The sequence below is a fragment of the Paenibacillus sp. 276b genome, assembly GCF_900107875.1.
GTDB lineage: Bacteria > Bacillota > Bacilli > Paenibacillales > Paenibacillaceae > Paenibacillus > Paenibacillus marchantiae.
Genome location: NZ_FNRR01000006.1, coordinates 281,768 through 307,304 on the forward strand (window position 1 = coordinate 281,768; position 25,537 = coordinate 307,304).

The 25,537-nt window shown below is 45.2% G+C and carries 26 protein-coding genes and 7 tRNA genes; 5 read left to right on the top strand and 28 right to left on the bottom strand.

Annotation, left to right across the window (positions count from 1 at the left end):
* The first annotated feature begins 96 nt into the window (after positions 1 to 96).
* Positions 97 to 417, top strand: coding sequence for a winged helix-turn-helix transcriptional regulator (locus tag BLV50_RS25300; protein WP_063566151.1), 321 nt, complete (start codon positions 97 to 99; stop codon positions 415 to 417).
* 165 nt (positions 418 to 582) lie between these two features.
* On the opposite strand, the gene BLV50_RS25305 is transcribed toward BLV50_RS25300, so the two are convergent.
* A complete protein-coding gene (locus BLV50_RS25305) occupies positions 583 to 1,455 on the bottom strand; it encodes a helix-turn-helix domain-containing protein (protein WP_177031254.1) in 873 nt (290 codons plus the stop codon).
* Positions 1,456 to 1,596: 141 nt separating this feature from the next.
* Here BLV50_RS25305 and BLV50_RS25310 point away from each other — a divergent pair, with 141 nt between their 5' ends.
* The gene (locus BLV50_RS25310) at positions 1,597 to 2,724 is read left to right on the top strand and encodes a glycoside hydrolase family 88 protein (protein WP_177031255.1); all 1,128 of its coding nucleotides are present in this window, start codon (positions 1,597 to 1,599) and stop codon (positions 2,722 to 2,724) included.
* Positions 2,725 to 2,809: 85 nt separating this feature from the next.
* On the opposite strand, the gene BLV50_RS25315 is transcribed toward BLV50_RS25310, so the two are convergent.
* Positions 2,810 to 3,967 (bottom strand): Gfo/Idh/MocA family protein, encoded by a 1,158-nt coding sequence (locus BLV50_RS25315; protein ID WP_090810564.1) that lies wholly within the window; start codon positions 3,965 to 3,967, stop codon positions 2,810 to 2,812.
* A 112-nt stretch (positions 3,968 to 4,079) separates the two neighbouring features.
* On the opposite strand from BLV50_RS25315, the gene BLV50_RS25320 reads away from it, so the two are divergent.
* A complete protein-coding gene (locus tag BLV50_RS25320; RefSeq protein WP_177031256.1) occupies positions 4,080 to 4,946 on the top strand; it encodes an AraC family transcriptional regulator in 867 nt (288 codons plus the stop codon).
* Positions 4,947 to 5,037: 91 nt separating this feature from the next.
* Here the strand turns inward: BLV50_RS25320 and BLV50_RS25325 are convergent, their stop codons facing one another.
* The 4 genes from BLV50_RS25325 to BLV50_RS25340 all read right to left on the bottom strand — a co-directional run bounded on the left by BLV50_RS25325 (position 5,038) and on the right by BLV50_RS25340 (position 8,099).
* Complete coding sequence (locus tag BLV50_RS25325; RefSeq protein WP_090810568.1) at positions 5,038 to 5,799, bottom strand: DUF3600 domain-containing protein; 762 nt, start codon at positions 5,797 to 5,799, stop codon at positions 5,038 to 5,040.
* Positions 5,786 to 6,373 (bottom strand): sigma-70 family RNA polymerase sigma factor, encoded by a 588-nt coding sequence (locus tag BLV50_RS25330; protein WP_090810570.1) that lies wholly within the window; start codon positions 6,371 to 6,373, stop codon positions 5,786 to 5,788. The genes BLV50_RS25325 and BLV50_RS25330 overlap by 14 nt, the downstream gene beginning before the upstream one ends.
* Positions 6,374 to 6,547: 174 nt before the next feature.
* The gene (locus tag BLV50_RS25335; protein WP_090810572.1) at positions 6,548 to 7,336 is read right to left on the bottom strand and encodes a TrmH family RNA methyltransferase; all 789 of its coding nucleotides are present in this window, start codon (positions 7,334 to 7,336) and stop codon (positions 6,548 to 6,550) included.
* 100 nt (positions 7,337 to 7,436) lie between these two features.
* The gene (locus tag BLV50_RS25340; protein ID WP_064635682.1) at positions 7,437 to 8,099 is read right to left on the bottom strand and encodes a potassium channel family protein; all 663 of its coding nucleotides are present in this window, start codon (positions 8,097 to 8,099) and stop codon (positions 7,437 to 7,439) included.
* A gap of 190 nt (positions 8,100 to 8,289) precedes the next feature.
* Between BLV50_RS25340 and sspI the strand changes: the two genes are divergently transcribed.
* The gene (gene sspI / locus BLV50_RS25345; protein ID WP_062324046.1) at positions 8,290 to 8,523 is read left to right on the top strand and encodes a small acid-soluble spore protein SspI; all 234 of its coding nucleotides are present in this window, start codon (positions 8,290 to 8,292) and stop codon (positions 8,521 to 8,523) included.
* Between the two features lie 218 nt (positions 8,524 to 8,741).
* On the opposite strand, the gene BLV50_RS25350 is transcribed toward sspI, so the two are convergent.
* The 13 genes from BLV50_RS25350 to BLV50_RS25410 all read right to left on the bottom strand — a co-directional run bounded on the left by BLV50_RS25350 (position 8,742) and on the right by BLV50_RS25410 (position 20,363).
* Positions 8,742 to 9,542, bottom strand: a complete 801-nt coding sequence (locus BLV50_RS25350; protein WP_090810574.1) for a hypothetical protein — start codon at positions 9,540 to 9,542, stop codon at positions 8,742 to 8,744.
* A 248-nt stretch (positions 9,543 to 9,790) separates the two neighbouring features.
* The gene (locus BLV50_RS25355; protein WP_063566161.1) at positions 9,791 to 11,374 is read right to left on the bottom strand and encodes a peptide chain release factor 3; all 1,584 of its coding nucleotides are present in this window, start codon (positions 11,372 to 11,374) and stop codon (positions 9,791 to 9,793) included.
* Between the two features lie 358 nt (positions 11,375 to 11,732).
* A complete protein-coding gene (locus BLV50_RS25360) occupies positions 11,733 to 12,131 on the bottom strand; it encodes a DoxX family protein (protein WP_063566162.1) in 399 nt (132 codons plus the stop codon).
* Positions 12,132 to 12,535: 404 nt separating this feature from the next.
* Complete coding sequence (gene zwf, locus BLV50_RS25365) at positions 12,536 to 14,086, bottom strand: glucose-6-phosphate dehydrogenase (RefSeq protein ID WP_090810576.1); 1,551 nt, start codon at positions 14,084 to 14,086, stop codon at positions 12,536 to 12,538.
* Positions 14,087 to 14,333: 247 nt separating this feature from the next.
* Positions 14,334 to 15,071, bottom strand: a complete 738-nt coding sequence (locus BLV50_RS25370) for a YwmB family TATA-box binding protein (protein ID WP_090810578.1) — start codon at positions 15,069 to 15,071, stop codon at positions 14,334 to 14,336.
* Between the two features lie 242 nt (positions 15,072 to 15,313).
* Positions 15,314 to 15,988: a response regulator transcription factor gene (locus tag BLV50_RS25375; RefSeq protein WP_176854774.1), complete on the bottom strand. Its 675-nt coding sequence runs from the start codon at positions 15,986 to 15,988 to the stop codon at positions 15,314 to 15,316.
* Positions 15,924 to 17,045 (bottom strand): sensor histidine kinase, encoded by a 1,122-nt coding sequence (locus BLV50_RS25380; RefSeq protein ID WP_090810580.1) that lies wholly within the window; start codon positions 17,043 to 17,045, stop codon positions 15,924 to 15,926. Before BLV50_RS25380 ends, BLV50_RS25375 begins: the two co-directional genes overlap by 65 nt.
* 33 nt (positions 17,046 to 17,078) lie before the next feature.
* On the bottom strand, positions 17,079 to 17,726 hold the full coding sequence (gene liaF, locus BLV50_RS25385; protein ID WP_063566167.1) for a cell wall-active antibiotics response protein LiaF: 648 nt from the start codon (positions 17,724 to 17,726) through the stop codon (positions 17,079 to 17,081).
* Positions 17,727 to 17,875: 149 nt separating this feature from the next.
* Positions 17,876 to 18,583, bottom strand: coding sequence for a PspA/IM30 family protein (locus BLV50_RS25390; RefSeq protein WP_064635674.1), 708 nt, complete (start codon positions 18,581 to 18,583; stop codon positions 17,876 to 17,878).
* Between the two features lies 1 nt (position 18,584).
* Entirely contained in the window at positions 18,585 to 19,091 is a 507-nt protein-coding gene (locus BLV50_RS25395) for a PspC domain-containing protein (protein ID WP_063566168.1), read from the bottom strand.
* Between the two features lie 17 nt (positions 19,092 to 19,108).
* A complete protein-coding gene (locus BLV50_RS25400) occupies positions 19,109 to 19,345 on the bottom strand; it encodes a PspC domain-containing protein (protein WP_063566169.1) in 237 nt (78 codons plus the stop codon).
* 4 nt (positions 19,346 to 19,349) lie between these two features.
* On the bottom strand, positions 19,350 to 20,021 hold the full coding sequence (locus tag BLV50_RS25405) for a PspA/IM30 family protein (protein ID WP_063566170.1): 672 nt from the start codon (positions 20,019 to 20,021) through the stop codon (positions 19,350 to 19,352).
* A 33-nt stretch (positions 20,022 to 20,054) separates the two neighbouring features.
* Positions 20,055 to 20,363, bottom strand: a complete 309-nt coding sequence (locus tag BLV50_RS25410) for a LiaF transmembrane domain-containing protein (protein ID WP_062324034.1) — start codon at positions 20,361 to 20,363, stop codon at positions 20,055 to 20,057.
* A gap of 517 nt (positions 20,364 to 20,880) precedes the next feature.
* Here BLV50_RS25410 and BLV50_RS25420 point away from each other — a divergent pair.
* Complete coding sequence (locus BLV50_RS25420) at positions 20,881 to 23,238, top strand: helix-turn-helix domain-containing protein (RefSeq protein ID WP_090810584.1); 2,358 nt, start codon at positions 20,881 to 20,883, stop codon at positions 23,236 to 23,238.
* A 183-nt stretch (positions 23,239 to 23,421) separates the two neighbouring features.
* Here BLV50_RS25420 and BLV50_RS25425 read toward each other — a convergent pair whose 3' ends face one another.
* From BLV50_RS25425 to BLV50_RS25465, 9 genes are all read right to left on the bottom strand, one after another.
* Positions 23,422 to 24,342 carry a class I SAM-dependent methyltransferase gene (locus BLV50_RS25425; protein ID WP_090810586.1) on the bottom strand — a complete coding sequence of 307 codons (921 nt, stop codon included), beginning with the start codon at positions 24,340 to 24,342 and terminating at the stop codon, positions 23,422 to 23,424.
* A 276-nt stretch (positions 24,343 to 24,618) separates the two neighbouring features.
* Complete coding sequence (locus tag BLV50_RS25430) at positions 24,619 to 24,867, bottom strand: hypothetical protein (RefSeq protein WP_090810588.1); 249 nt, start codon at positions 24,865 to 24,867, stop codon at positions 24,619 to 24,621.
* A tRNA-Leu gene (locus BLV50_RS25435) sits at positions 24,841 to 24,919 on the bottom strand. The genes BLV50_RS25430 and BLV50_RS25435 overlap by 27 nt, the downstream gene beginning before the upstream one ends.
* Positions 24,920 to 24,944: 25 nt before the next feature.
* Positions 24,945 to 25,018: transfer RNA gene (locus tag BLV50_RS25440), tRNA-Cys, on the bottom strand.
* A 6-nt stretch (positions 25,019 to 25,024) separates the two neighbouring features.
* Positions 25,025 to 25,099: transfer RNA gene (locus BLV50_RS25445), tRNA-Gly, on the bottom strand.
* Positions 25,100 to 25,103: 4 nt separating this feature from the next.
* Positions 25,104 to 25,178, bottom strand: a tRNA-Gln gene (locus tag BLV50_RS25450).
* An 11-nt stretch (positions 25,179 to 25,189) separates the two neighbouring features.
* Positions 25,190 to 25,262 (bottom strand) — tRNA-His (locus BLV50_RS25455).
* A 29-nt stretch (positions 25,263 to 25,291) separates the two neighbouring features.
* Positions 25,292 to 25,365, bottom strand: a tRNA-Trp gene (locus BLV50_RS25460).
* 6 nt (positions 25,366 to 25,371) lie between these two features.
* Positions 25,372 to 25,457, bottom strand: a tRNA-Tyr gene (locus BLV50_RS25465).
* Positions 25,458 to 25,537 lie beyond the last annotated feature (80 nt).

Below are 25,537 nucleotides of genomic sequence, written 5' to 3' on the forward strand. Positions count from 1 at the left end.
GTATGTGACATTTTACACATAGGGCTTGTGGACACTCAGGTTACAATAAGTATACTAATGCTATAATAAGCATAACTAAATCAAAGGAGTACTATTATGAGCGATGATGAGAATGCCAAGCAAATATGCGAAAAGGTGGAACAGTCTTATCAGATCATTGGCCGGAAATGGGTAGCCCTCATTATTCATACTTTGATGGAAGAACCCAAACGATTCAGTGAAATTCACGCTTATATCCCGGACCTGAGCAAACGGGTACTTAATGAACGGATGAAGGAACTGGAGGAAGAGGGACTTGTCGTGCGTCATGTGGTTACGGAACGCCCTGTTCGGACAGAATATATGTTGTCCCGCAAAGGCACAGAGCTGGGGCGCGCATTAAGCTCCGTAGAACGATGGGCCGATAAGTGGCTGTAGCATGTACTTTTAAGGAAAGTATAGGTGTCTCATTCTATTTTAGAGAAGGAACTTATTTCACTTTTACTTACGACATATTGAGAATTTTAAAATAACGCTTTAAATTTCATTACGATAATGTGCTGACGCTACTTTTAATAACATCAGCAGTTACACTCATGTGATTTAATGTCTGCTGCTGCGTTCAAAATGCTGCCGATACTGTAGCGGAGTGGTTCCCGCCGACTTGCGAAATAATTGAATGAAATAAGATCCATTGGGAAATCCAGCTCGTCTGCCAATCTCTTCAACGGAAAGAGTTGTCGTTTCCAGCAGAAGATATGCCTGCTTGAGTCTTCGGGCGGTGACGTAGTCCGTAATACTGCTTCCTGTTTCTTGCTGAAAGATACGGGAAGCATAAGACTTGGATAAATGAATATCATTCGCCATATGATCCAGTCTGATTTCATCTATGTAGTGCTCTTCAATCCAATGCATCATCTTCTCCGCATGCCTTAATTGACGTGATTCGACCAAGTGTGGTTGACTCGTTTGTTCCCCGTCATTTTGTTGATCCAAAATATTCAATAGTTGTAGCAAAAACAGCACCGATTCCTCCCATTCTCCCCCAACCCGACTGCGTGACTGGTGATAACTTTTGTATATCCAATCCACCTGATCCATAGATGAACTTAGATCAAAAACCTGCTGTTGATTTCTTACTTTCCATAACCTCGAAAAAAAAGCACGGCGATGTGGGAACGCTCCCAAATATCGGTCCATTACAATGGGCTCTACATAGAAAATGTTCCTTTGATATGGTGTATCTGGATGAACCTCGGCATAGACGTGATGCAGCTGATATGGCTGAAAAAAGAAGAGCATGCCTTTACGAATGGGATAGGTATGATTATTCAATACCACAATGCCTTGCCCTTCATGGACATAGAGAATTTCCCCGCATTGATGCCAATGATAATATCCTTTGAATTCGTTTACCGATTTAATTTGATAATCCCATACCAAAGTATTTCCCTCAAAGTTCACAGGTTCAAACACTCTCTTTCCCCCTTCTCCACAAATGACAACAGAGCAACATTTCTTCATATCCTAACACAACTTTTAAGGTTTTTAAAAAGATATAATTTCCTTATAGGAAAGCGTTATCTTATTTCTAATTAACCCTAAGGAGGTTATCTAATGGCCAAGGCAGAATCCGCCGTAACTACGACATATTGGCAGGAAGTCATGCAGAAGCTCGAAAACAAATTGCCAGGGATGAAAAAAAACATTGGGGATAAATGTCCTCATTTTGCCGGTGATAATGGGAAGTATGATAACATCAATACCGATTGGTGGGTTTCAGGTTTCTGGCCGGGTATGCTGTGGATTATGTACGATATGACAGGAGAGGAAAGCTACCGGGATGCGGCATGGTCGTGGGATGAAACTTTGGAGCAATGGTTTATAAGACCAACAGGAGAGCTTCATCACGATGTTGGCTTCCAGTTTCTCTCTACTGCTGTGATCAAACATAAAATTACAGGTGATGAAGACGCTCTCAGACGTGGTCTGGAGGCAGCCAATTTCCTTGCAGGACGCTATAACCCGGCAGGCAAATTCATTCGTGCGTGGAATGAAGACAAATATGGCTGGGCCATCATTGATTGCATGCTGAATATCTCTTTGTTGTTCTGGGCTTCAGAAGTGACGGGAGATCCCCGCTACAAACATATTGCCATTAGCCATACAGAGACGACCATGCAGTATGGTGTTCGTGAAGACGGATCGACCAAACATATCCTTTCCTTTGACCCGGAGGATGGTCGTTATATTGAATGTTTTGGCGGACAGGGATATGCTCCTGAATCCTCATGGAGTCGTGGTACCTCATGGGGATTATATGGGTTTGCCAATACGTATCGTTATACCCAGGATGAGCGTTTCCTGAACACAGCGAAACGAATCGCCCATTACTTTATTGCTGCGCTTCCAGAGGATCATGTACCTTACTGGGATTTCAGACTTCCTACCCTGGATGGTCAATCCCGAGATAGCTCTGCAGCAGCAATCGCCGCATCCGGTCTGCTGGAACTGGCCGCCGCCGTTCCTGAAGGTGAAAAACGACTCTATGCCGATGCAGCCGAACAAATTCTGCGTTCCTTAACAGAGAACTATGCAGTTTGGGATCAGCCAGAGCATGAATCGATTCTGCTGCACGCCACAGGCAGCGGCAATTCCTTCATCGATGTCTCCCTGATCTATGGAGATTATTATTATCTGGAGGCCATCGCGAAGTTGAATGGATGGAAACATCGGGTGTATTGATTTTGTTTTGTGAGTAGGACTCCAATAAAATGAAGCCAGATCTCACAATATCTGTGGGACTGGCCTCTTTTCCATGTTTATTTAACTACGACTCCAACTTTCTCCCTAACGTAATATCCACATCCTCGAAGTTCTCCACGGCTGTCTTTTTTTCATAAAAATGCACCGCATTTTCCATAATCCCTTCCCTTGTATAGAAAGCATCCTCTGCCTCTAGTGGAAAAGTAACCTTCTCTCCCGTACTAGCCGATTTATAGATACCAACAATGAGTTCCAGTGTATTCCGACCAAACTTCCCATCCACCAGAAGCGGTGATTCTGTCTCAATGGCGTTTAGCACATTCTCTACTTGCCCGGTATGCCCCACATGAGTAACATCTGGTAATTCGTCAGCGAGTTTCTGAATCTGTTGTTCCAGATCTGGATTGGGTTCTGGGAATCCATTCGTTCGTGCCGTAGAAGCAACGACCTTCCAAGGCGCAGATACCCTGGCCTCTTTACCCTGAAAAATCAACTGCTGCTCCTCTCCGTGGTGTACCACGGAACTGGTGATCATACCAAGTGCTCCTTCTTGGAATCGAAGCATCGCCATGGAAATATCCTCTACTTCGGCATTATCATGCGCCGTATTCGCCATCATGGCCTGCAATTCCACCGGAGGACCCATCATCCAAAGCATCGCATCAATATGATGTACCGCATGATTAAGAGTACAGCCTCCACCTTCCTTTTCCCATGTACCACGCCACCACAGATCATAATAATTATGGCCCCGCCACCAGAACGAATCGACCTGTACGTGGACAATGGGACCCATAAGTTTGCTATCCAACACATCTTTTAGTTTCATCATCGGTGTCGTAAAACGATTCTGCGCCACAACCGATAGCAGCTTACCACTCTTTTGCGCCGCTTCCAGCATCATATCCGCCTCTTGTAAAGAAGAGGCCATTGGTTTTTCGACAAGCACATGTGTACTTGCATGCAGGAAATCACATGTGATCGGTGCATGGGTATACGGAGGGGTACATACCGAAACCAAGTCAATGTTTTGATCCAGCAATTCATGATAATCGGTAAAAGCTCGTGCTCCTTTCAACCCATATTCGTTAATTTGTTTCTGTGCTTTTTCCGTGTACATATCCACCACAGCTACGATCTGACATCGTTTAGGAAATGCCAAATACGCTGTAATATGCGCTGCACTGATCGCGCCTGCTCCAATAATGGCTACTTTTAACATGAATGCATACCTCCCTTATTCCCTTCACAATACACAATAATAAAGCGCTTTTATGCGTTCATCTTGTGATAAAATGAAACTATATTGCGCTCTTGAAGGGGAGGCATTCCTAATGGCCATCATCACTGAGGATCAATTTAATCTGGCATGCCGTCGCACCTCCACCACTGCGTTCCGAGAGGTTTTTCACGCTCATTCACAGATGGAAATCACGTATATCCATGATGGATATGGACAGCTAATAACCGAGGGTCAGGCATTCTCCCTTGAACCGGGTACGCTGATGATATTCCGCCCTTTTCAGCTGCATCAGATCCAGATTCAAGTCACGAAAGAACATCCCTTTATCCGCAGCGTACTAATGTATGAGCAGCACCTGCTGAACCCGCACTCTCGGCAATTTGCCGTATCAAATCGTTTTACAATGGACCTTCTCGGGCAAACACCTCCGCTTCAACCGATTCGTCTTTCCCCTTCATCCCAAATGGTTCAGATGATTGAGCAATTTGCCGATATTCTGCCTACATTGCTTCCACATGAAGCGGAGGAGGATACACGAGTCTTTTTACTTGGACTGCTCGCACAACTTCGCTACCTTTGGAAAGACAGGCAGTATCCCAGCTCTACTACGCTCCCAACGAGTCCTCCCGCTCTGCATCCTCATGCTGAGGCTGTCATGCAGTGGATTGAAGAGCACTACAATGAACCGTTTCGTCTGGAGGATATCGCAGATACACTGCATCTCTCGCCTTATCATTTGTCCCATATATTTAAAAAAGCTACCGGTACCACCATCGTTGCTTACGCCCAAGCTACACGTATTCGTCATGCTTGTGTGTTACTCACAAGTACCACACATACTGTTCCGGAAATTGGCCACCGTGTAGGCATATCCAGCCCATCTTATTTTTGCAAAGTCTTCCGCAATGCAACAGGCACTACGCCGCATCAATATCGGCTGAATATGCAACGCAGATAAGAAGATTATCTACAAAATCATTTCTACAAAATAAAAAAGGAGAAAAAGGAATAAAATCCCTTTCGCTCCTCTGCCCCTAACACTACCTAAGCTACTCACCCGGTTTGCGTACATCCAGTCCCAACTTCTCCAAGAAGGGAAAAATCTGCTCACGTACCTGCTTCAGTTCTTCTTTCTGCTCCGCAGACAATCGTTCTTCATGCATGTTCCCATCCTGATCCATCACCATGGCTTCATATTGCTTCATCTGTTCATATAACGATTTGAACTCGGTAAACTGCTCCTTGGAAAACTTCGTCTCTGCCATTGCTAGCTGTTCCTTCCAAAATTGCTCCTGGTCCACAGGTTCTTTTGGAGAGTCTACACTTGCTGCTTCCAGCTTTTTAAAAAATGGTTCCAGTTCTGCAGTAAGACGATTAAATTCCGTCTGTTCTGTGACACCCCATTGCTCAGGATGCATCTCTCCCTGTTGATCCGCATACTTCAAAGCCATTTGCCCCATTTGCTTCATCAGATCCATAAATTGAATGAATTCCTCTTCACTTAAATGTGCTTTGGCTGTCTGGAGCTTCTCTTCCAGTCTCATATAATCCTCCGATGTTCCACCCACCGCTGATATATTTTCCTGTGAACCATACATTTCGTTAGCCAAATAAGTATACCCCGCATAGGCTCCCGTAGGAATGATGAGCACAGCAGCCAGCAGCACAGTAACCAGCCATTTTTTCCGCTGTCTTTTGAGATGTGATTCACTTCGTATAGCATTCATGATTTTATGTTTTGTTCTCTCAGGAATTGTCCAGTCTTTAGTCTCTTTCTGGTAGGCTGTTCGCAGCTGTTCATCGAGATTCATGTAAATCCTCCACCTTTCCCCGAGTACCTAGGTCCAACTTCTGATTCTGCCTCAGCTTGGTTAATGCCGCATGAATACGCGATTTCACCGTTCCTAGTGGAATTTCTAATATGCATGAAATCTCTTCTTGTGTGTACTCGTTCAAATAGTGAAGAGTGATGGCCTGCTGCAGCTTGTATGGCAATCGGTGCACCTGTTCAAGCAGAGGGCGATTTGCCAGTTTGTTGATTAAGTCACCGGAAAAATCATATTCCAGCCCCGTATCAGACTTCTCCATCCGCTTGCTAAAACGAAATTGAGTCAATCGTCTGCGCCGGTAACTTCGAACCTGCCGCATCGTCACACCCATTAACCAGGGACGAAACGCTCTCTCCGAATCGTATCCCTCTAAGGACCGGTAGGCCTGAATATAAATTTCCTGTACCAGATCTTCCGCGTCAGATGAGTCACGAATCAGAAAACGCACAGTGCGATACACATCCTTCACCGTTTGCTCATATAACTCCCCGTATGCTTCGTAATCTCCAGCCCGGGTTAATTCCACAAGTTTTATGTACTTTTCTGCCTCACTCATTATCCATCCCCTTCCTCCTTACACTATATATTGGCATACCAGCTCCATATCGTTCGATTTATTTATTTCAACTTCTCCGACTATACAAAAAAAGCCTATTCCTCACTCATCGGTCGAGTAGGAATAAGCTTATATTTCTTACTTCATATGAACATGAAGTATATTATTCATGGGCTAAACCATCCGCTGCCTCATCGCCTCGAACAACAAGATAGTTGCCGCCATCGCGGCATTAAGTGACTCAGCCTGTCCCTGCATTGGAATCGTAATCGCATCGTCCACCAGTTGTGCAGTAGACTCCGATATGCCCTTGCCCTCATTACCGATCACAAGCCACACCGTTTGTGTAAAATCATAACTGTAGCACGAATACTCTGCCTGCAAAGACGTACTAACCAACTTTACACCCGCAGCCTTTGCTTCAGGCAGTAACGATTCCAACTGCCCTTCTACAATCGGCAGATGAAACAATGACCCCATCGTCGAACGGATCGTTTTCGGATTATAGACATCCGCACAACCCGCACCGAGCACAACTCCTGCCGCTCCCGCTGCATCCGCACTGCGAATGATCGTTCCCACATTACCAGGGTCCTGAACATTGTCCAATACAACGACCAGCCCCTTGGAGGAAGACAACAAGCTTTGCAGCGGCTCACGACCTTTATGTACAACGGCAAAAACAGGTTGGGGGGTCATCGTATCCGTACACTTGGCGATAACTGCAGGAGATACACTGATCCATTCCACACGCTGAAGTGGAGCCTCCAGTCCAGCCAGTTCCTTGGGTACACCCTGCTCCCCATCGTAAACGATGCATTCCAGATCTGCCCCTGCACGCAGCGCTTCCTGTACGAGATGAATGCCTTCAATAATATATTTATGTTGACGGGTACGGTGCTTTTTCTCCAGCAGCTGTGCCCATTCCTTCACACGTGTATTTTGCGGTGATACAATATCCATCTTTCCATCCTTCCCGTCTGCGGGATTTTTTATCAACATGTTACATTACGAATTGAATTTCCCGCCTAAAGATTGCTTCATCATCCCATCATTATACTTATCACTTTGGATACGCAAGCTCCATTTTCGTCAAATGGTCTTTGTGACCAACAATGATCAGCACATCCCCGTCCGCAATCCGATCTTCCGCATACGGAGAGATATTCATCGAATTCCCACTGCGGATCGCCATCACGTTACACCCGAAACGAGCACGAATATTTAGCTCCAGCAGATTTTTACCAATCATTTGCTCGGACGCTCTCATCTCCAAAATGCTGTAATCCTCAGATAACTCGATGTAATCGAGAATGTTTGGAGATGTCAGATGATGGGCTACACGCAGTCCCATATCCCTCTCAGGATAAATTACCTTGTCCGCTCCGATCTTCTGCAATACTTTACCATGAAGCTCATTTTGTGCTTTTACAATCAGAACAGGTACACCCATATCCTTCAGAATAAGGGTCGTGAGAATACTCGACTGAATATCTTCACCAATCGCCACAACGACGACATCAAAATTCCTTATACCCAGCGCCCGCAGCGCTTCTTCATCCGTTGAATCTGCCGATACGGCATGAGTCACCACATTGGACATTTCCTGGGTCCGCTGCTCGTCCGCATCAATTGCCAATACGTCGAATCCCATGCCGCTCAGGGCATTGGCTACACTTGATCCGAACCGCCCCATGCCAATGACGGCATATTGTTTTTTTGCCATTAGGGTCTAACCTCCCGCTGCACTTCAGCATTACGCATCTATTGGTAGTCTATTTTTCAATTAAAGGGTGAATGTGAATGTTTACTTAAATATCCTTCGTAGTATACCACAAAGCCCAATAAACTTGAATGCGCTCACGCTTCCCAGGGAACAGTATTAGAGCAGCCGAATATACGAGGAGGGACTTGCGATGCCAATTACATTAAGCCTGCGTGAAGCGATTGTTCATAAGGTTCATGATAAAAGTGATGATCAGCTCCGGGAGATGATCGAAGGTTCTGTAGATGGACCGGAAGCAGCATTACCCGGACTTGGTGCCATTTTCGAAATGATCTGGAAGAACACGGAACCTGCCAAGCAGGAAGAATTAATTCAAATCGCGCAGGAGCATCTGCACACCATTCCCGTTCAACCCATCAGATAATTGAAGCCTTGGAGGGAAAGGTACCATCATCACGTTGTTCTGTCTGCAAAGAAAGATTTTGGCTCATTGGTCTGGATGATGCCTTGCTCCAAGAGCAAGCCAGTTATATCCCATTAGGACTAATTAGGCTCCTCAACCAAACAAGGTACAGCCACTGAGCATAACTCAGGAGGTTGTACCTTGTTTGTGTATACCAATGTTTTAGAAAAGGAAACCGCTCAATTAAAAAATTTAGCGATTTTATCAAACAAAGCTGATATTTCTTCATCTCCAGCAGTGGATGTATCCGTATTCCCCCATGCATTCTTAAGTGAAGCCAGAAGATCATTCTCATCATCCTCACCCGAAGAGGCAGCCCCTGATCCCGAGCTGGTAATGAGACTTTGCAACTCACTCAGCAAGGATTTCTTTTCATCGACAGTAAGCTCGTTGTTCATTGTGTTATCTTGGTTCTGCTCGTTAGAATTTTCTTGAATATTCCATGCAAATGGCGGCATAATCCCACCCATAGCTTGCATCATTGGAGGTGTTCCATTGCGATCAGAACGCGATGAATCATTTGCTGGCGGAGGTTCAGGGCGTTGGCTTTGAATGATTTCAGCTACCTGGTCAAACAGATCGGAGATATCCTCGTCCGTTGCTGCTGAAAGGTTCTGACCGGATAACAAATCAGATATTGAAGCCAACGGGTTCACCGTGCTGCCAGTAATCTCATCTGTTGCTTCTGAAGCATCCGAAGAAGACAGATAACTTTGCAGATCAGATAACAGAGATTTCTGTTGATCTGTCGTCAGTATAAACGCGTCCTCGCTTCGATTGTACGTTCTGCTGTAGTTTTCTGTTGGGAGTGAGGACTGTACCCCTCCAGCATATTCTGCAAATTCTTTGCTTAATTCAAGTGAATCAGCAGCCTTTCTTTGCGCAGTGTCGTAGTCCAGGCTATTTAACTTGTTTTCGTTTGCCTTTACTGAATGATCATAGGACGTTGTGATCGAATGCCTGTTAATGGATAGTGACAAAATAGATCTCCTCTCTCTGTGTACATATATGAGTAGCCGTACCGTACACTTCAATTTAATCGGTTGCCAAACTGAATTTAACCTGAGAGCAGACTGAATGATGACTGAATGTTATTCTCCCTTTTCCCTATGCGGGTGAAACCTTAATGAGATATAAACGCTGGGAACGACAAAAATGACCTAAACCCCTCTGATCAGGGATTAGGTCATTTGTTTCTGCTGTCTTTACTAGTTTAGGAAGAAACGGCTTATGGAGCTGTCTCCAGGAATTTCGCCGTCGGGTTTTTGTCCATTGCGGTTCTCATCGCGTATTCATTTTCGAACAGGACAACATAATTACCCTTTTTATCTTTCACCAGGGTGGAGTTGATCCGGAATTTACTTGGGTCCAAGTTCTCGTCCACGATCCAGCGCGCGAATTGATAAGGCATGCGCTGCAATTGCACGTCTACCCCATACTCGCCCTTCATCCGGTATTCGAATACTTCGAACTGGAGTTGACCAATTACGCCGAGAATGGTCTCGTCGAAACTTACGGTCTGGAACACCTGAATGGTTCCTTCCTCAGTCAACTGGTCAATCCCTTTTTGGTACTGTTTATGTTTCAACGCATTTTTCACGGTAACTTTGGCGAAAATCTCTGGTGAGAATGTTGGCAATTCCTCAAATATAACTTCGCTGCCTTGGCTCAGTGAATCTCCAATCCGGAAGATACCTGGGTCGAACAAACCGATAATATCGCCTGCATACGCCTCTTCCACAATATCCCGGTCTTGTGCCAGGAACTGCTGTGGTTGGGACAACTTGATCTCTTTGCCCACACGGTTATGCTTCACACTCATCCCACGTTGGAACTTGCCTGACACAATACGCAGGAACGCAATACGATCGCGGTGTGCAGGGTTCATGTTCGCCTGGATTTTGAAGACATAACCGCTGAATTTCTCATTCGTCGGCTGAATCTCTCCTGCTGTACTACGACGAGGTTCAGGCTTCGGTGCGAGTTGCAGGAAATTCTCCAAAAACGTCTGCACGCCGAAATTATTGATGGCACTACCGAAGAATATAGGTGTCAGTTCCCCACGCTGTACTTTCTCCATGTCGAACTGGTCTCCCGCTACATCAAGCAGTTCCAGGTCCTGACACAGTTGATCATGCAGATACTCCCCTGCCATCTCGCGGATAATCGGATCTTTGTAGCCATCTACTTTTTGTACTCTAATGGTCGAATGATCGTCCCCTTGGAACAATTCCACCTGATTTTTCATTCGGTCATATACACCGCACAGCTCGCGACCTGTACCAATCGGCCAGTTCATCGGTACCGAGCGGATACCCAGTACATTTTCGAGTTCTTCCATCAGATCAAACGGGCTTTGTCCTTCACGATCCAGCTTGTTGATGAACGTAAAGATGGGAATACCACGCTTCGCACAAACCTGGAACAATTTGATCGTCTGTGCCTCGACGCCTTTCGCCACGTCAATCAACATCACCGCGCTATCCGCAGCTGTCAGTGTACGATACGTATCTTCACTGAAGTCCTGGTGACCTGGTGTATCCAGAATATTGACACGATGATCCAGATAATCAAACTGCATGACGGAAGATGTAACCGAGATCCCCCGTTGCTTCTCAATTTCCATCCAGTCACTTGTTGCATGTTTGCTTGCTTTCCGAGCTTTTACTGTACCGGCAAGACGAATCGCGCCCCCGAACAGCAATAGTTTCTCGGTCAATGTCGTTTTACCCGCATCCGGGTGAGAGATAATGGCAAACGTCCGGCGTTTGTCCACTTCCTGTTGAAGAATGTTATCTGCAGCTTTGCTCATAGATTCTATCCCTTTCGTCCGTTCATTCACGTTAATCCGGCAAGGCCGGTCTACCATTCAATCTTTATGCAATCCGGCTATGCCGGTTGATTGTACATTCGCATTTCGCATATGAGGCAATTAAGCATCCTATGTTAATTTTACACATTTACAACGGAGTTCATCCTCCCTAAGCATTGTGCTTCCATTCATGCCGTAGACCTGATTTAGTATCCAACTTTCCTATTGTACCATAATCTTTACCGAAAATAACCGATTACGTACAGCAGATTCTTCTCTTTTCCGATTGCAAAAAAAGAGCACCCTTCCGCCATCATTATGGCATCCAGGTACTCATTATTCATTTCGCTTGCCGCTCTTAGAAAATTAATGCGTCCAGTGCGTATTGTCCTCCACCTGTCAAAGCTATTGCTACACCAACCACCAGGATCGCAAGGTTATATTCAAATCCGTTTTGCGTGGACCAGTATCCGTTCGCACCATGAACCTTCACAATCGCAATAACCATAGTCAGAGCAATCAGAATGCCGCCTACCGGTGTGAGCAAACCCAGAGCCAGCAGCAATCCGCCACCGAATTCAGCCAGCCCTGCCAGTAACGCAACCAATGCGCCGGGTTTCATCCCCATCGATTCAAACCAGCCGCCCGTTCCCTTGATTCCATATCCCCCGAACCATCCAAACAATTTCTGAGCCCCGTGCGCCATAAACGACAATCCAATCACCAAACGAATCAACAACAATCCTACATCCAACATTTTCTTTTCCTCCATTCAATATATACAAAATAGTATTCTTAGATTAAAGATATTATGCTAAATTTTTTTTTCTTCATGAATGTATTTCGTAACCCCTTCACGTGGTTCACATTTTATCTCATGAATAATGTACGTTTCCGATTCGTCATCGGGTTTCGTATGTCTTTTGCGTAATCTCTTTATCTCTTGAGTTGAGTATAAGTTATATACTTACTTTTTGTCAATAACTTATTTTATTATATGTAAAGTTTTACACCCCTCACTTCTCCATCGTAAAAAAGACCTGACAAGAGCGCATCTCTGCGTTCTTCCCAAGCCTTCTTTATAACAGTGTTAGTCTTTTCACCAATAGCATGACTTTGATCTAACCAAATCCCTGCCACTCGTGATTGTTATTCCCGCGATTAATTATTCACTTGCCAGACGACACTGTCTTCGTCCTGACCGTTCACCGGCCACCAGTGGAAGCCGTCCTGTTCCAGCAGTTTACCTGTTGCTTCAGGACCCCACGTACCTGCTGGATACGTATGCAGCTCACCGTGATTTTCCGCCCAAGCCGCCGCAATCCGGTCAACGAAGGACCATGCTGTAGCAACTTCATCCCAACGGGTAAAGTAGGTGGAGTCTCCTTCTGCTGCATCATGCAGCAGACGTTCATACGCCTCCGGCGAGTTGATTCCAATCATGCAGCTCTGACAGAAGTCCATCGCCAGCGGCTGAATCTCGGAGTCTGAACCCGGCTTCTTGGCATTGATTTTAATATAAATACCTTCCATCGGATTTACCCGAATGACGAGCAAATTCGGCTCCAGTTTATACTTTTTGCCCAGATAGACGTTACTCGGCATGGATTTGAATTCAACCACGATTTCGGTCGTTTTCACCGGAAGGCGCTTGCCTGTCCGAATATAGAACGGCACACCTGCCCAGCGGAAATTATCCACAAATACACGTGCGGCAAAGTAAGTCTCCGTATTGGATTCAGGATCAACCTTGTCCTCCTGACGATAACCGGGAAGCTGCTTGCCACGATACTCCCCTTCGGTATACTGCCCGCGCACAACATTAGTACTCACTTCTTCATTCGAGGTGAACGCACGCAGAGAACGCAGTACCTTAACCTTCTCATCGCGGATGTCCTCTGGGAATAGACGGCTTGGCGGCTCCATGGCAATCATCGTCAACATCTGCAGCATATGGTTCTGTCCCATATCGCGCAATGCTCCCGAATGATCGTAGTATCCACCACGTTCTTCCACACCAACCGTCTCTCCCAGAGTAATCTGAACGTTGGCAATATGTTTATTGTTCCAAAGCGGCTCGAAAAAGGCATTACCAAAGCGAATAACTTCGATATTCTGTACCATTTCCTTGCCCAGATAGTGGTCAATGCGATAAATCTCTTCCTCACGGAACACTTCACGAATCTGCTCATTCAGATGCTCCGCAGATTGCAGATCATATCCAAATGGTTTCTCAATCACCAGTCGATTCCACCCGCGGCTCTCCAGCATTCCACCATCACGCAAACTATATGACACGCTGCCGAAGAGCTCAGGTGCCAGCGCCAGATAGAACAGACGGTTACCCGGTGTGTTAAACTTCGCTTCCAAACTCTCTGTCTGCTCACGTAATTCTTTGAAACCGTCCACGTTATTGATATCTAGTGATTTATACTCAAAATGTTCGACAAAAGCGTTCCACTCATCGGGTTCCCCCGCTGGATAGCGGCAGAACTCCTTAATGGATTCATAGATGTCTTCCCGGAATTCTTCTGGTGACCTCGGACGACGCGCTACACCAATAACCGCAAAGTCTTCGGCTAATTTACCTTCGCGGTAGAGACTGTAGATAGCCGGAAACAGCTTCCGGCGGGCCAAATCACCCGTTGCTCCAAAAATGAAAAATACTGCACCTGGTGTCTGCACTTCATCTTGCATTTGTTTTTCGACCATGGGCTCCTCTTTCTTTCCGGGAAGACATCTCCACACTCTCCCCGAGCTATGTAATGGTGTTATATACGCAACATACAACCGTCAATTACCAGCAAATTTCCTTCTTGGATGTGATGCCATTTTAGCATAAAGCCCCATGGGTTGCACTAATTTTCCTGAGAAATGTTATCAATATTTTTCCACAATTCATGGAAATTTCATCTATAAAAATTCATGATCAAACTTATAAATCTGCTTTAATATTGCATTAATATTCAATCGTGATCACCGGGAAACCTACTGTAACTCGATTGGTCCCCTTTTCATCATCCTGATGGACCGCCAGCTGCATGTTCAAGAGATGCGTACCGCTTTTAATCACTATGGGCAAATCCGATGCCTCATATGACACGCTGGCAGTGCTGTTATCCGTATAACGTTCTATCGCTTGCATATTCATATCTCCAGACAGCTGTTGCTCGATTTGCTGCAATTGACTGCTGGCGCCACTTTCCATTGCTCCTGTGCCCTGCACAGCGAAATTCCAAGCCGCCTTCATTCCGGAGTCTGTGAGCAACTGGGATACTTGTTCATGTAATGTGGTCAATAAACGTTGGTCCGTATGTTCATTGCCTGATAACTGGACGATCGCGTAGTATTCATTTTCCCCCGTAACGACAACATTGACCAGAATGCCTGCGTGCTGAGCATCAGCAGCCATCTCACTGCGATACACATCATGCCCCGTCTGAACACCGTGTTCAGGCTGTTGCAATCCTAGCCGATGAGCAAGCAGCTCCGCCTGGTCTTTTGCATCTCCACGGCCTTCCCCTTGCCATTTGATGACTAGACGCTCCACATGATCGATTGCTGTATCTGCAGTCTTCATCAATTGTTCCAGCTTGCCTGCTTCGGATTCCGTCTTCTCAGCGTACACATGAGTCATGCCTACAAGTATAATGATTGCTAATGCGAGTGTGCCTACTGTCATCCATCGATTTAACATTCGAATTCCTCCGCTCTTTCTTACATTCTATGAATCTATCAACAGCATGCCCCCATTACTCATTTGCTAAACTTCTTTTTGGCACACAAAAAAAGCCCTATCCACCATCTTCATGGCTGATCGGACCTTATATCATCTTATGGCAGAACAGACTTTCGAATCGTGCTCCACCGATTGCTTAACTTCACTTGGGCACTCAACAAACCAATAGTGCATGCCTCAACCTTCACACGCTTCTTTTTCTATTCCGCAAGTCCATTCTTATAAGCATAGATGGCTGCCTGTGTACGGTCATCCACGCCCAATTTTGCTAGTATGTTCGTGACATGGAATTTGACTGTCTTGATCCCAATAATCAGATCATCTGCGATGTCCTGGTTCGATTTGCCTTTAGCGACTAACCGGAGTACATCCATCTCCCGATCCGTCAATTCATCATGAGCTGGTGCCACTGCCTGCGGCTGTCGGAAACGATTCATCATTTTGGACGCCACTTGTGACTCCAAAACCGATTGCCCCCGAGCTGCAGCGCGAATCGCATCTGCGACCTCATTGGCTCTCGATGTTTTTAGCAGATAACTGAAGGCTCCTGCCTCGATAACCGGATACATTTTTTCATCATCCAGATAACTGGTCAGTACAATGACCTTGCATTCCGGATACATTTTGAGCAGCTGACGGGTGGCTTCAATGCCGTCCATCCCTTCCATAACAAGGTCCATTAGGACAACATCAGGCTTATACTCCTGTGCCAAGCGAATACCTTCCTCACCGCTACCCGCTTCCCCCACCACTTCAATGCCATCTTCGGTATCCAACACCGCAGCGAGGCCAATGCGTACCATCTCATGATCATCCACGAGCAACACTTTGATCGACGTTTCCACTTCCGTCTCCGTTTCTATTCCCGTCTCCATTGACATGTTCTTCCCCGCTTTCATCGTTCATCAAAGGTATTGTAATCTCAATTCGTGTTCCTTTGCCCGGCGCCGTTACAAATTGAATGGCTCCGCCAATTTCAGTCACACGCTCACGCATATTGGTCAGACCATAGGAGGCCTGTTTCTGATCGTCGAGATCAAATCCCTGACCATCATCGCGAATCAGTACCCGAATAGCATCCATACGGCGCTGAAGTCGAATTTCCATCTTTTCTGCCTTCGCATGACGTAATGTATTGGACATCGCTTCCTGAATAATACGGAACAGATGATTCTCAATGCCTTTGATCAAATGAATGTCTTCATCCATTTCGAGCATAATGTCCATAGGTACTTTTGTTTTTAACTCCATCACAAGATCACGCAAACCTTGTTCGAGATGTTTACCCTCCAGGTAGACAGGTCGCAAATGTAATAGCAACGCCCGCATCTCAGATTGAGCTACCGACGCCATCTCTTCAATCAGGGCCACCTGCCGCTGGGCACGTGCAAAATCCTTTTCCATTCTTCGTCCAACCGCCGTTGCGGTCATGGAAATGGCGAACAACTGTTGCGACACGGCATCATGCAATTCTCGTGCCAACCGCTGCCGTTCCTCCACAATGGCCGTTATTCTGGCTTGTTCAGCAAGCTGTGCATTATGAGTAGACAATCGCTGGAGCGAAGATACCTGATCTTCCCACTTTTTTCCGATACGTCCAAGCTGCTCACTTAATCGCCCGACATCATCAATGCCGAGGTCCGGCACAGTACGTGAAAGTGACCCCTTTTCCCATTGCAGCAGCGTCTCTCGCAATAGTTCAAGCCTTCGTTTGACCCGGTAACTCTGATAGAAGCCGAAGGCCGCACCCATACCGACCAAGAGCAGCAGTAACGCTAGACCCGATTGAATCAGATGTCTCCATCCAGCAAACGGAGCAAGATAACCATATGTATACAATACATACAAGATTACAATGAGCACAATGAAAACAAGGAGGATCCCTTCACCCATACTTCGGGTTACCATGTCGGTATGTCGTTTTGTCTTCATCCGGGTCTCCTCCTTCTTCACCTATTTAACTTATTACGGATTACTGATGTTTAGGTCGCCAACAATATAAGAAATGACAAATTTTGCTTTATGTTCACTGGACTCATATCCAGGAGTTCTCCATACCAATTTGTTCATCATGCCACTATCCTGCTCTCCATTCAGGCTAATCCGTCCAAAGAGTACCGATGCCTCAATTTCAACACCATAATCTTCAGGCAGTATCAGACGAACATTCCCCATAACTCCCTGCAAAAGTACAATCGTTTGTTTCTCTTCCGGGAGGGAAAGTGACAGATCTGCATTAATCTCACCCATGGCATGCCATAGGCTCATACTCCGCAATGTCCATGGTGCTTGATCCCAATAGTACCGGGCCATGAAGTTTTGCTTGCGCATGATATTCCCATCTAGATGAATCTTTTTGTTTTTGGAATAAAAATAGGCCAGCGAAGCCAGTACAATCAAAAATACAATCATTAGATTATCAAGCAACAACAGTGCGGCACCGATACCGAGGTATCGATAACCTTTGTGTGTGTCCCCCTTACGAACTTGTACCATACCTATCGTTAACAGAATCAGTGCGGCGACGGTCAGTAGGTTAATATTTCGGTTCAGTAACATCAGCATGCCGATCACAATGATTACAACAGCAAGCCATTGACCCTTCTTATTCATCTCTGCCGCACCTCCTCTGTAAGTTAATCTTCCCAATTCGACGGAAAAGCCATATCAGGCTTTAAACACCTGTATGGCTTAACCTTTGTTCTAGAAACCGTTCTTTATTCACGATTTATAGAATATCATATTGTCTGCTGAGCGAACAGTTATTCTTTTGAAGTACCGCCCGTTTCATTTTTGGCACCATTGCCAATTTTGTTTTTCAGAGCTTGCAGCTGTTGATCCACTTTGAATTGCTTTTCGGTATCTACAGGGTTAGTGTACGTAGATTGTGTATTACGATAAGGTGCACGGCTCACATCAGCTTCAGCTTCCATTTGCATGATTTTCTCTTCCATGCGGTGGAATCCAAGGGATGCACCACCACTCTCGATCGAGTGCAAGCTGTTGATTTGAGACATTTGTTTTTTGGCTTTCGCCATCTGTGCACGGGATACGAGTTCATTACGTTTGTTACGCATTTTGTAGAACTCATCTTTCATGTCATGCAGCTGTTGCAGCAAATCTTTGGCTTGAGCTTCGGATTGAGCATGAAGTTCTCTGTATTCCGTAATTTTTTGATCGAAGTAGATTTTCTCTTCCAGCAATTTACGAGCCACTTCTTCCTGACCATTAGCCAGTGCAGCCTCTGCCTGAGACTCACGTTGTACCGATGTACGTTCTGCTTCGTCCAGACGCTGTTTCATACGACGCTCGTTCGCCATTTGTTTGGCGACTGTTACCTCTGCCTCATGAATTTCAGCCTCCATGTCACGCAAGTACTGGTTCAACATTACAATCGGGTCTTCCACTTTATCCAACATATCATTTACCGACGCTTTAGTCATATCCTTAATCCGTTTAAATACTCCCATTTTACTTTTCTCCCTTCTCGTAACGAGATAATTTTTGGCGAAGCTCTTCAACTTCTTTTTTCAATGCTTTTTTCTCAATATCTTTCATCATGGAATCAAGTTCACTTTCTTGCTGTGACCCTGCTCCGTAGGCGTTATTGTCGTAAGAACGTGGACCAGACTGAGGTCTGCTGTTGTATCCTGGGCCAGGACCAAAGTTTCCAGGGCCTTGATTATGGTTGTTTTGGAAAGGACCTCTTGGCGGCTCGTGATCAAAGTTGTTGTATCCTCTACCAGCGCCAGGACCAGGACCCGGACCATAGCCGTATGGATCATAAGGTGGATATGGCTCTTTTGGCACCACCAGTGCTGCGATGAAGTAGATTAACAACGACGTGCCGCCAGTTACGAAGATACTGATGACGAAGATGATACGCAGCAAGGTTGAATCCATGCCGATCGACTCGGATATCCCACCACATAATCCTGTCAGCATCCGGTCACGTGTTGAGCGATATAATTTGCTCATGTGCTTACTCCTTTCGTTTACTTGTATCCTCTTACGTGATCAGCACCATAAGTGTATGGATCAGCGTGATAGGGTTCTTTTGGCACTACCAATGCAGCGATGAAGTAGATCAACAATGATGTACCCCCCGTAGCGAAAATACTGATGAAGAAAATGATACGCAGCAGCGTGGAACTAAATCCAAGATTTTCAGATATGCCGCCAATCAAACCTGTCAGCATACGATTACGCGATGAGCGGTAAAGTTTATTCATGTGTCTACTCCTTTCTGTCATTGTTCAGCTTTTGTTTCAGCCGTTCCAGTTCTTTGTCCAGCGTAGAGGATGACATGGTGCCAGACGTACCTGACCCATCCTGACTCATCCGCCGCAAATCCCGGAGACTTTGTGCCTCATATTCGAGATCAGAAACTTGATCGTCCAGCCGGTTGAACATACGGGGTACATTCTGACCGTTGTAGTGACCTCTCTGATTCATTCGTTGCTGCAATTGAATCGTCTGCATACGAGCGTAGTAATATTGGCGTTTGCTATATACATTTTGATACTCCACTTTCAGTTGGTCGATCTGTTCGTCCAGTTCCTGTAAAGCCGCGTTGCTTTGTGCGTATAATTCATTGTATTGCTCCATTTTTTCCTCGTGGAGGATTTTCTCCTGTAAAGCAAGTTTAGCTAAATGCTCCTCGCCTGCTTTCAGAGCCATGGAAGCTTGTTCTTCCCGTTTGTGTACCATACCTGCTGCCTGATCCGCTTGTTGTTTCATTTGTCTGGTATGGCTTGCATATTGATGACGAAGCTTCTCGGCTTCACCGATGTCTTGGCGGGTCGAGACCAGAAACTGATCAATCAGTTTGACTGGATCCTGACTTTGCTCCAGATGTTCGTTTAAATTAGCTACGGTAATATCCCGCATTCGACGAAATACACTCATTTTGTCTGTCCTCCTTATCATAATCGTGAAAGCTTAGTAACGGCCACGACGACTGCGATTATTACTCAACATGGAGAATCCGAAGATGATTAACCCAATCGCGATGATCGGTCCGATCAGCCAGGCTAGTTTACCCAGCAATGAGAGGATACCGATGAAGAGAACAATCCATCCAAGCAGTACATTTCCTCGTTTAACTCCGTAGTAGCCAAGTGCAATCATCAGGATCGGAATTAGATAACCCATTAAATGTCCCAGTAGAGGAGTTAACTTCCCGAAGAGGAGGAGTGCACCCAATGCAATCAGTACAACCGCCCAGCCATTTCCTTTATTCCATCTCATAATTATTGTTCACCACCCTTTCGGTTCGTTAATTTTGGTTTGTGTGTTTGTTCGTTTGTTTCTTGTTTAACCTTATGTCCTTATTCTAGGGGAAACTGCGACTTTTCAAAACAGACCGTGGACGGTTTTTCATCCTAGACTCAGGTCGGGGATCGGGTTGGACCTTTGACTGTCCCTGGATCAGACCATTGGCCACTATACCGAATAAAGGCCTTAGATATTCCTTATTAACCTTCTTCAAAGCCGTTTCACCCCGTATGAATACGACGTCCATACCTCTTATCTACGTTCTCCCTCGACTGACGTTTCCCATTATGCCTTCCATTAAAGATAAAACGACCTCAATTATAATTTGAACGATTTCATGATCTTCATTTCCACTTGAATTTTTATTACTTTTTTATCCAAATAAACAAAATTTAGATTGTTCTATATGTAAGCGTTTACTAAAATAGAAAGTGTTACTAATCCAAAAGTCAGGAGTGGACCTGTGCGATCATTCAGCTATCTACATAAAATGATAGTCTTCGGAATCTTGTTAAGTACCCTGCCCATTCTGTTGACGGGAATCGCCGCTTTTATCTATTCTTCAAAACAATCAGAGCTGCATCGTGCTCAAGCCAATAAACAACTGTTAATCCAAATGCAAACCAACGTGGAGCACAAACTTGCAACCGTAAGCTATATGCTCGATCAGGCTGTTCGGTCACCGGACACGCTCCATTCGCTAACTTCATCATCATCGGTTCAGGGCACCGGGCCTTTGTTTGCTGAGAAGTTACAGACCGAATTCAAGAATATGAGATCATGGGAGCCTCTAATGGATATTACACTCGTAAATCAGACCCAGGATTGGCTTATCGATCATGCTGGCCTGTACCTGAATACTGATTTTCCAATGGCTCTGCCCATGAAAGACTTATTATCGAACACACTCACATCCGGTTGGCAGCTTACACCATCATCCGTGTTTAACAATAATGAACGCTTGATGAATTCAGGCTGCATTTACCATATTGCACTCGCCAGATCGATACCCGATGTAAATGTTTCTTCTGACGCTGCCCTGATTGCGGGAATTCCCGCATGTTCACTGCAAAAACCACTGGAAGAGGATTCACCAGACAGCTCTAAGGCCGGACTAATCATTTTGAATCGTGAACAACGCATCATGGTCCACCCCGATCCCGAATATATTGGTCAGCCATTGGCTGCAGCAGGAATAAAAGATAGCGCATCCGGTACCAATCTTAGCGAGCTGTTATCTATCCGTGGATTCGCTGCCTCTTCAGGCCAACGGGAGGTACGTATTGCAGATACACGTTACTCGCTGTCCTATACGCATTCTTCTCTAAAAGGGTGGACATATATTCTCATTTCGCCTACGAATATTCTTACTCACGAGTATGTTCAAATTGGGTTGCACACCATGTATATCAGTGTCGCTATGCTACTGCTTTCACTGTTGCTCTCATGGGCAGGCTCGAGAAGAATGGTTATACCCATACGCAAGCTTCTCGTACAACTTGGTGATAAACGCTTATCCAAAGGTAACTTGGAAACCAATTCTACCCTTCATATGGATGAATTTGAGCAAATCAGAGCTGGCGTTTCACAGCTGTCTGCTTCTCGATCCCAACTTGAAAGCAAATTGAATCAGTATAAGTTGCAGATCCGCACTCATTTTCTAATCAACCTGCTTCTGGGAAAAAATGCTCCATCCACTCTTCATGACACACTCAGAGAGAATGGTTATGGTACACAGCTTCAAAAATGGCAACAAATAGCCGTCATTGCAATCCAGGCTGATCTTATGAATCACACCAAATATCATGCCAAGGATCGTGATTTGTTGCTGTTTGCCGTTCAGAATATACTGGAGGAGAGTGTTTATGCAGAACAACAGTTACTTCCTGTCGTATATGAACAGGCTGTTATTACAATTATCGGTACCCCTGAGAAAGATCGTGTTCGCTTTTCACAGCATGTGTATACGTTAACGGAACAACTACAACTTCAGATAAGTGAGATCCTTAGTCTCCAGGTAAGCATTGGCTTTAGTCAGCCACACGTTTCCCTATTTCAGATACAACAAGCTTATACGGAGGCCCTTGAAGCGCTCAAGCATCGAATGAAACTGGGAGCAGGCATCATCTTTCAATTTGAGGCGATCGATAATCGTACCTCCCATTGGGCACTTCCATATCCAGAATCACTGGAGTATACGCTGATTCAGGCTATCCAAAATGCCGATGAAGCCCAGGCCTCCTCTCACCTCCATCAGTTGCTTGAAGTGCTGTTCGGCATGGAATGTACACCGGAAGAATATCAGGTAGCACTTACCCGATTGTTAACACATATTTTGCAGATGATGCAGGAATCCGGTATACGATTGGGACAGATCTCCAAAGGCCATGGGTCTATCTTCAATGAACTTCATGCTCTACAGTACGCAGCTGAGGTTGAGCAATGGTTTAACAATCATATCATCACACCGATCATTCTCATTTTGAAAGAAAGACAGTACGCCCAATATCAGCACATATCCGAGAAAATGATCGCCATCATCCAGCAAGAATACGATAAGGATCTGACGTTGGAGGAATGCGCATCCAGACTTCACTACAATGCCAACTACCTAAGTAGTGTGTTCCGCAAAGAGACAGGCTGTGCTTTCAGTGAGTATCTGACGAAGTACCGCTTCAGTATAGCTAAAAAGTGGCTTGACGAAAGCGAGCTAGCGGTCAAGGATATTGCTGCACGGCTTCGTTATAACAACCCGCAGAACTTTATCCGTTCTTTTCGAAAATGGGAAGGGATCACTCCTGGACAGTATAGGGAACGAAAGCAGAAGCCTGATCTATCCATAAAGTAATAATTGGCTCTTTTGGTGATGAAGTATGACGGTTATAACTATTTCTATCTATAGAAGAACGTTTGTTATTTAGTCGAAGAATAAGTTGTTTTATATATGAACATCAAAAGGGAGCAGTATAACTGCTCCCTTTGCTCCCTTAAAATTTCATCTAAATTGATTATTGCTGAAATGGGTCTACTGTTACTTGGGCCGTACCACTTTCATATTCGGTTGCTCCAATTGAATCAGAATTTTACCGAACTTCCCTCCACGTGAGAATGTAACCATACCATCCTTGTAAGTGTCTCTAATATATTGCTCAGCCAGGGCAAGTGAACCTTCATCCGTTGGCAGTTCGTGCGTACTAAGCCACTCCTGAAGCTTATCAACGACTTCCTCAACAGGCATCTCCATATAACTTGTTTCTTTAGTGATCAAGGTGGTGTAAGAATAATCTTTCAGGTACAGCAGCTGTTGTATATATCCCATATCTCCAGCGTTGTATGATGGATAGACACCTAGTACCTCTTTAAGCTCATCTATTAGTGTGTGCTCTCTCGGTCCAGCCATCGTGCTGATATAAACATACTTTCGGGCAGTGCTGATCGCCTGTTCAATCGTTTCCCAATTCGACATTGCCGGGCACATGGATGCAAATGCAAAATCATATTTCTTCTCCCAACCCTTGTCCTGAATCGATATGTCCTCGAACCGCTCTGAAACGATATCAATACTGGATGTAAGGGATGCAGGAATTGTCTCCTTCATTAATGAAACTAATAGTTCAGAGGGCTCTACATCTGTAACGGTCGCTCCTTTGGTTGCAAAAGGAATCGTAAATATGCCCGACGCTGCTCCAATGTCTAATATGGATACCCCGTCGAAACTCACTCCCTGATTTTCAATCCAGCCTATAATGCGTCCGGATCGCTGCTTTCCTTCTTCTGTAAACGATTGTTGATGATATTCTCTAGCCCATCGTTCAAACGCTGATTTCGCGTCAAACGCTGCGCTCTTCATATTGTATGTTGAAGCTGTGGACTGATTCTGCCACGCTTCTTCCCACATAGATAGATCGAATAATATTTCAGAATGCTTGGATATATGTTTTTCCTCAGACACGTTGCTTCCCTCCATTTCTTTTATAAAATATAAATCCGCTCGCAAAAAGGATATTATCTTGTTTTGATAAGCATCTTTTATATGAATTTAAAAGAGCTATACTATCCATAATTATTCAAAATAATATCAGAGACTTTATATATCTACAATATACTCATTGGAGTTATGCGTCAATACATAAACAACAATAATTCAATCTCCTTCTACAAACTATCCAAGTGCAGAAATTAGAAAGGAAAATTGACGCAGTAGCACAGCAATTGAAAGGTCGCCAATTTACAGGTAAAGCAGTACTTTCAATCTAGAGATACCAGAATATCGCGTATTGTCCAAGCACATCATGCTGAATTCCCCTGCAGTAATAGTGTTGTGGTGACCTACAAGAATCCATTCAGGATCCCCTCTTTGCTTAACTGCCGCACGTTCATCTTCAATTCCACCAAATAAAAAAAGCTCATTAGATTTTTCATCTAATGAGCTTTTCCTTACTTGCTTGAATACCGGCGAGAGGACTCGAACCTCCACGGTTTCCCACTCGATTTTGAGTCGAGCGCGTCTGCCATTCCGCCACGCCGGCATATGATGTTTTTATGAAAATATACTGGAGGCGCCACCCAGATTCGAACTGGGGATAAAGCTTTTGCAGAGCTGTGCCTTACCACTTGGCTATGGCGCCATATTTTGGAGCGGACGACGGGAATCGAACCCGCGACCCTCGCCTTGGCAAGGCGATGCTCTACCGCTGAGCCACGTCCGCATAATGGCTGGGGATATAGGATTTGAACCTATGCATGACGGAGTCAAAGTCCGTTGCCTTACCGCTTGGCTAATCCCCAAAAAACAAAAGGGCGATCGAGGGGAATTGAACCCCCGAATGCCGGATCCACAAACCGGTGCGTTAACCACTTCGCCACGACCGCCATAATACAATATGCTCTTAAAAGTTAATTGGCAGGGGCAGCAGGAATTGAACCCACACCAACGGTTTTGGAGACCGTTGTTCTACCTTTAAACTATGCCCCTAAAAACTGGTGGAGGATGATGGATTCGAACCACCGAACCCGTACGGGAGCAGATTTACAGTCTGATGCGTTTGGCCACTTCGCTAATCCTCCAGGATTACATGGTGCCGGCGAGAGGACTTGAACCCCCAACCTACTGATTACAAGTCAGTTGCTCTACCAGTTGAGCTACA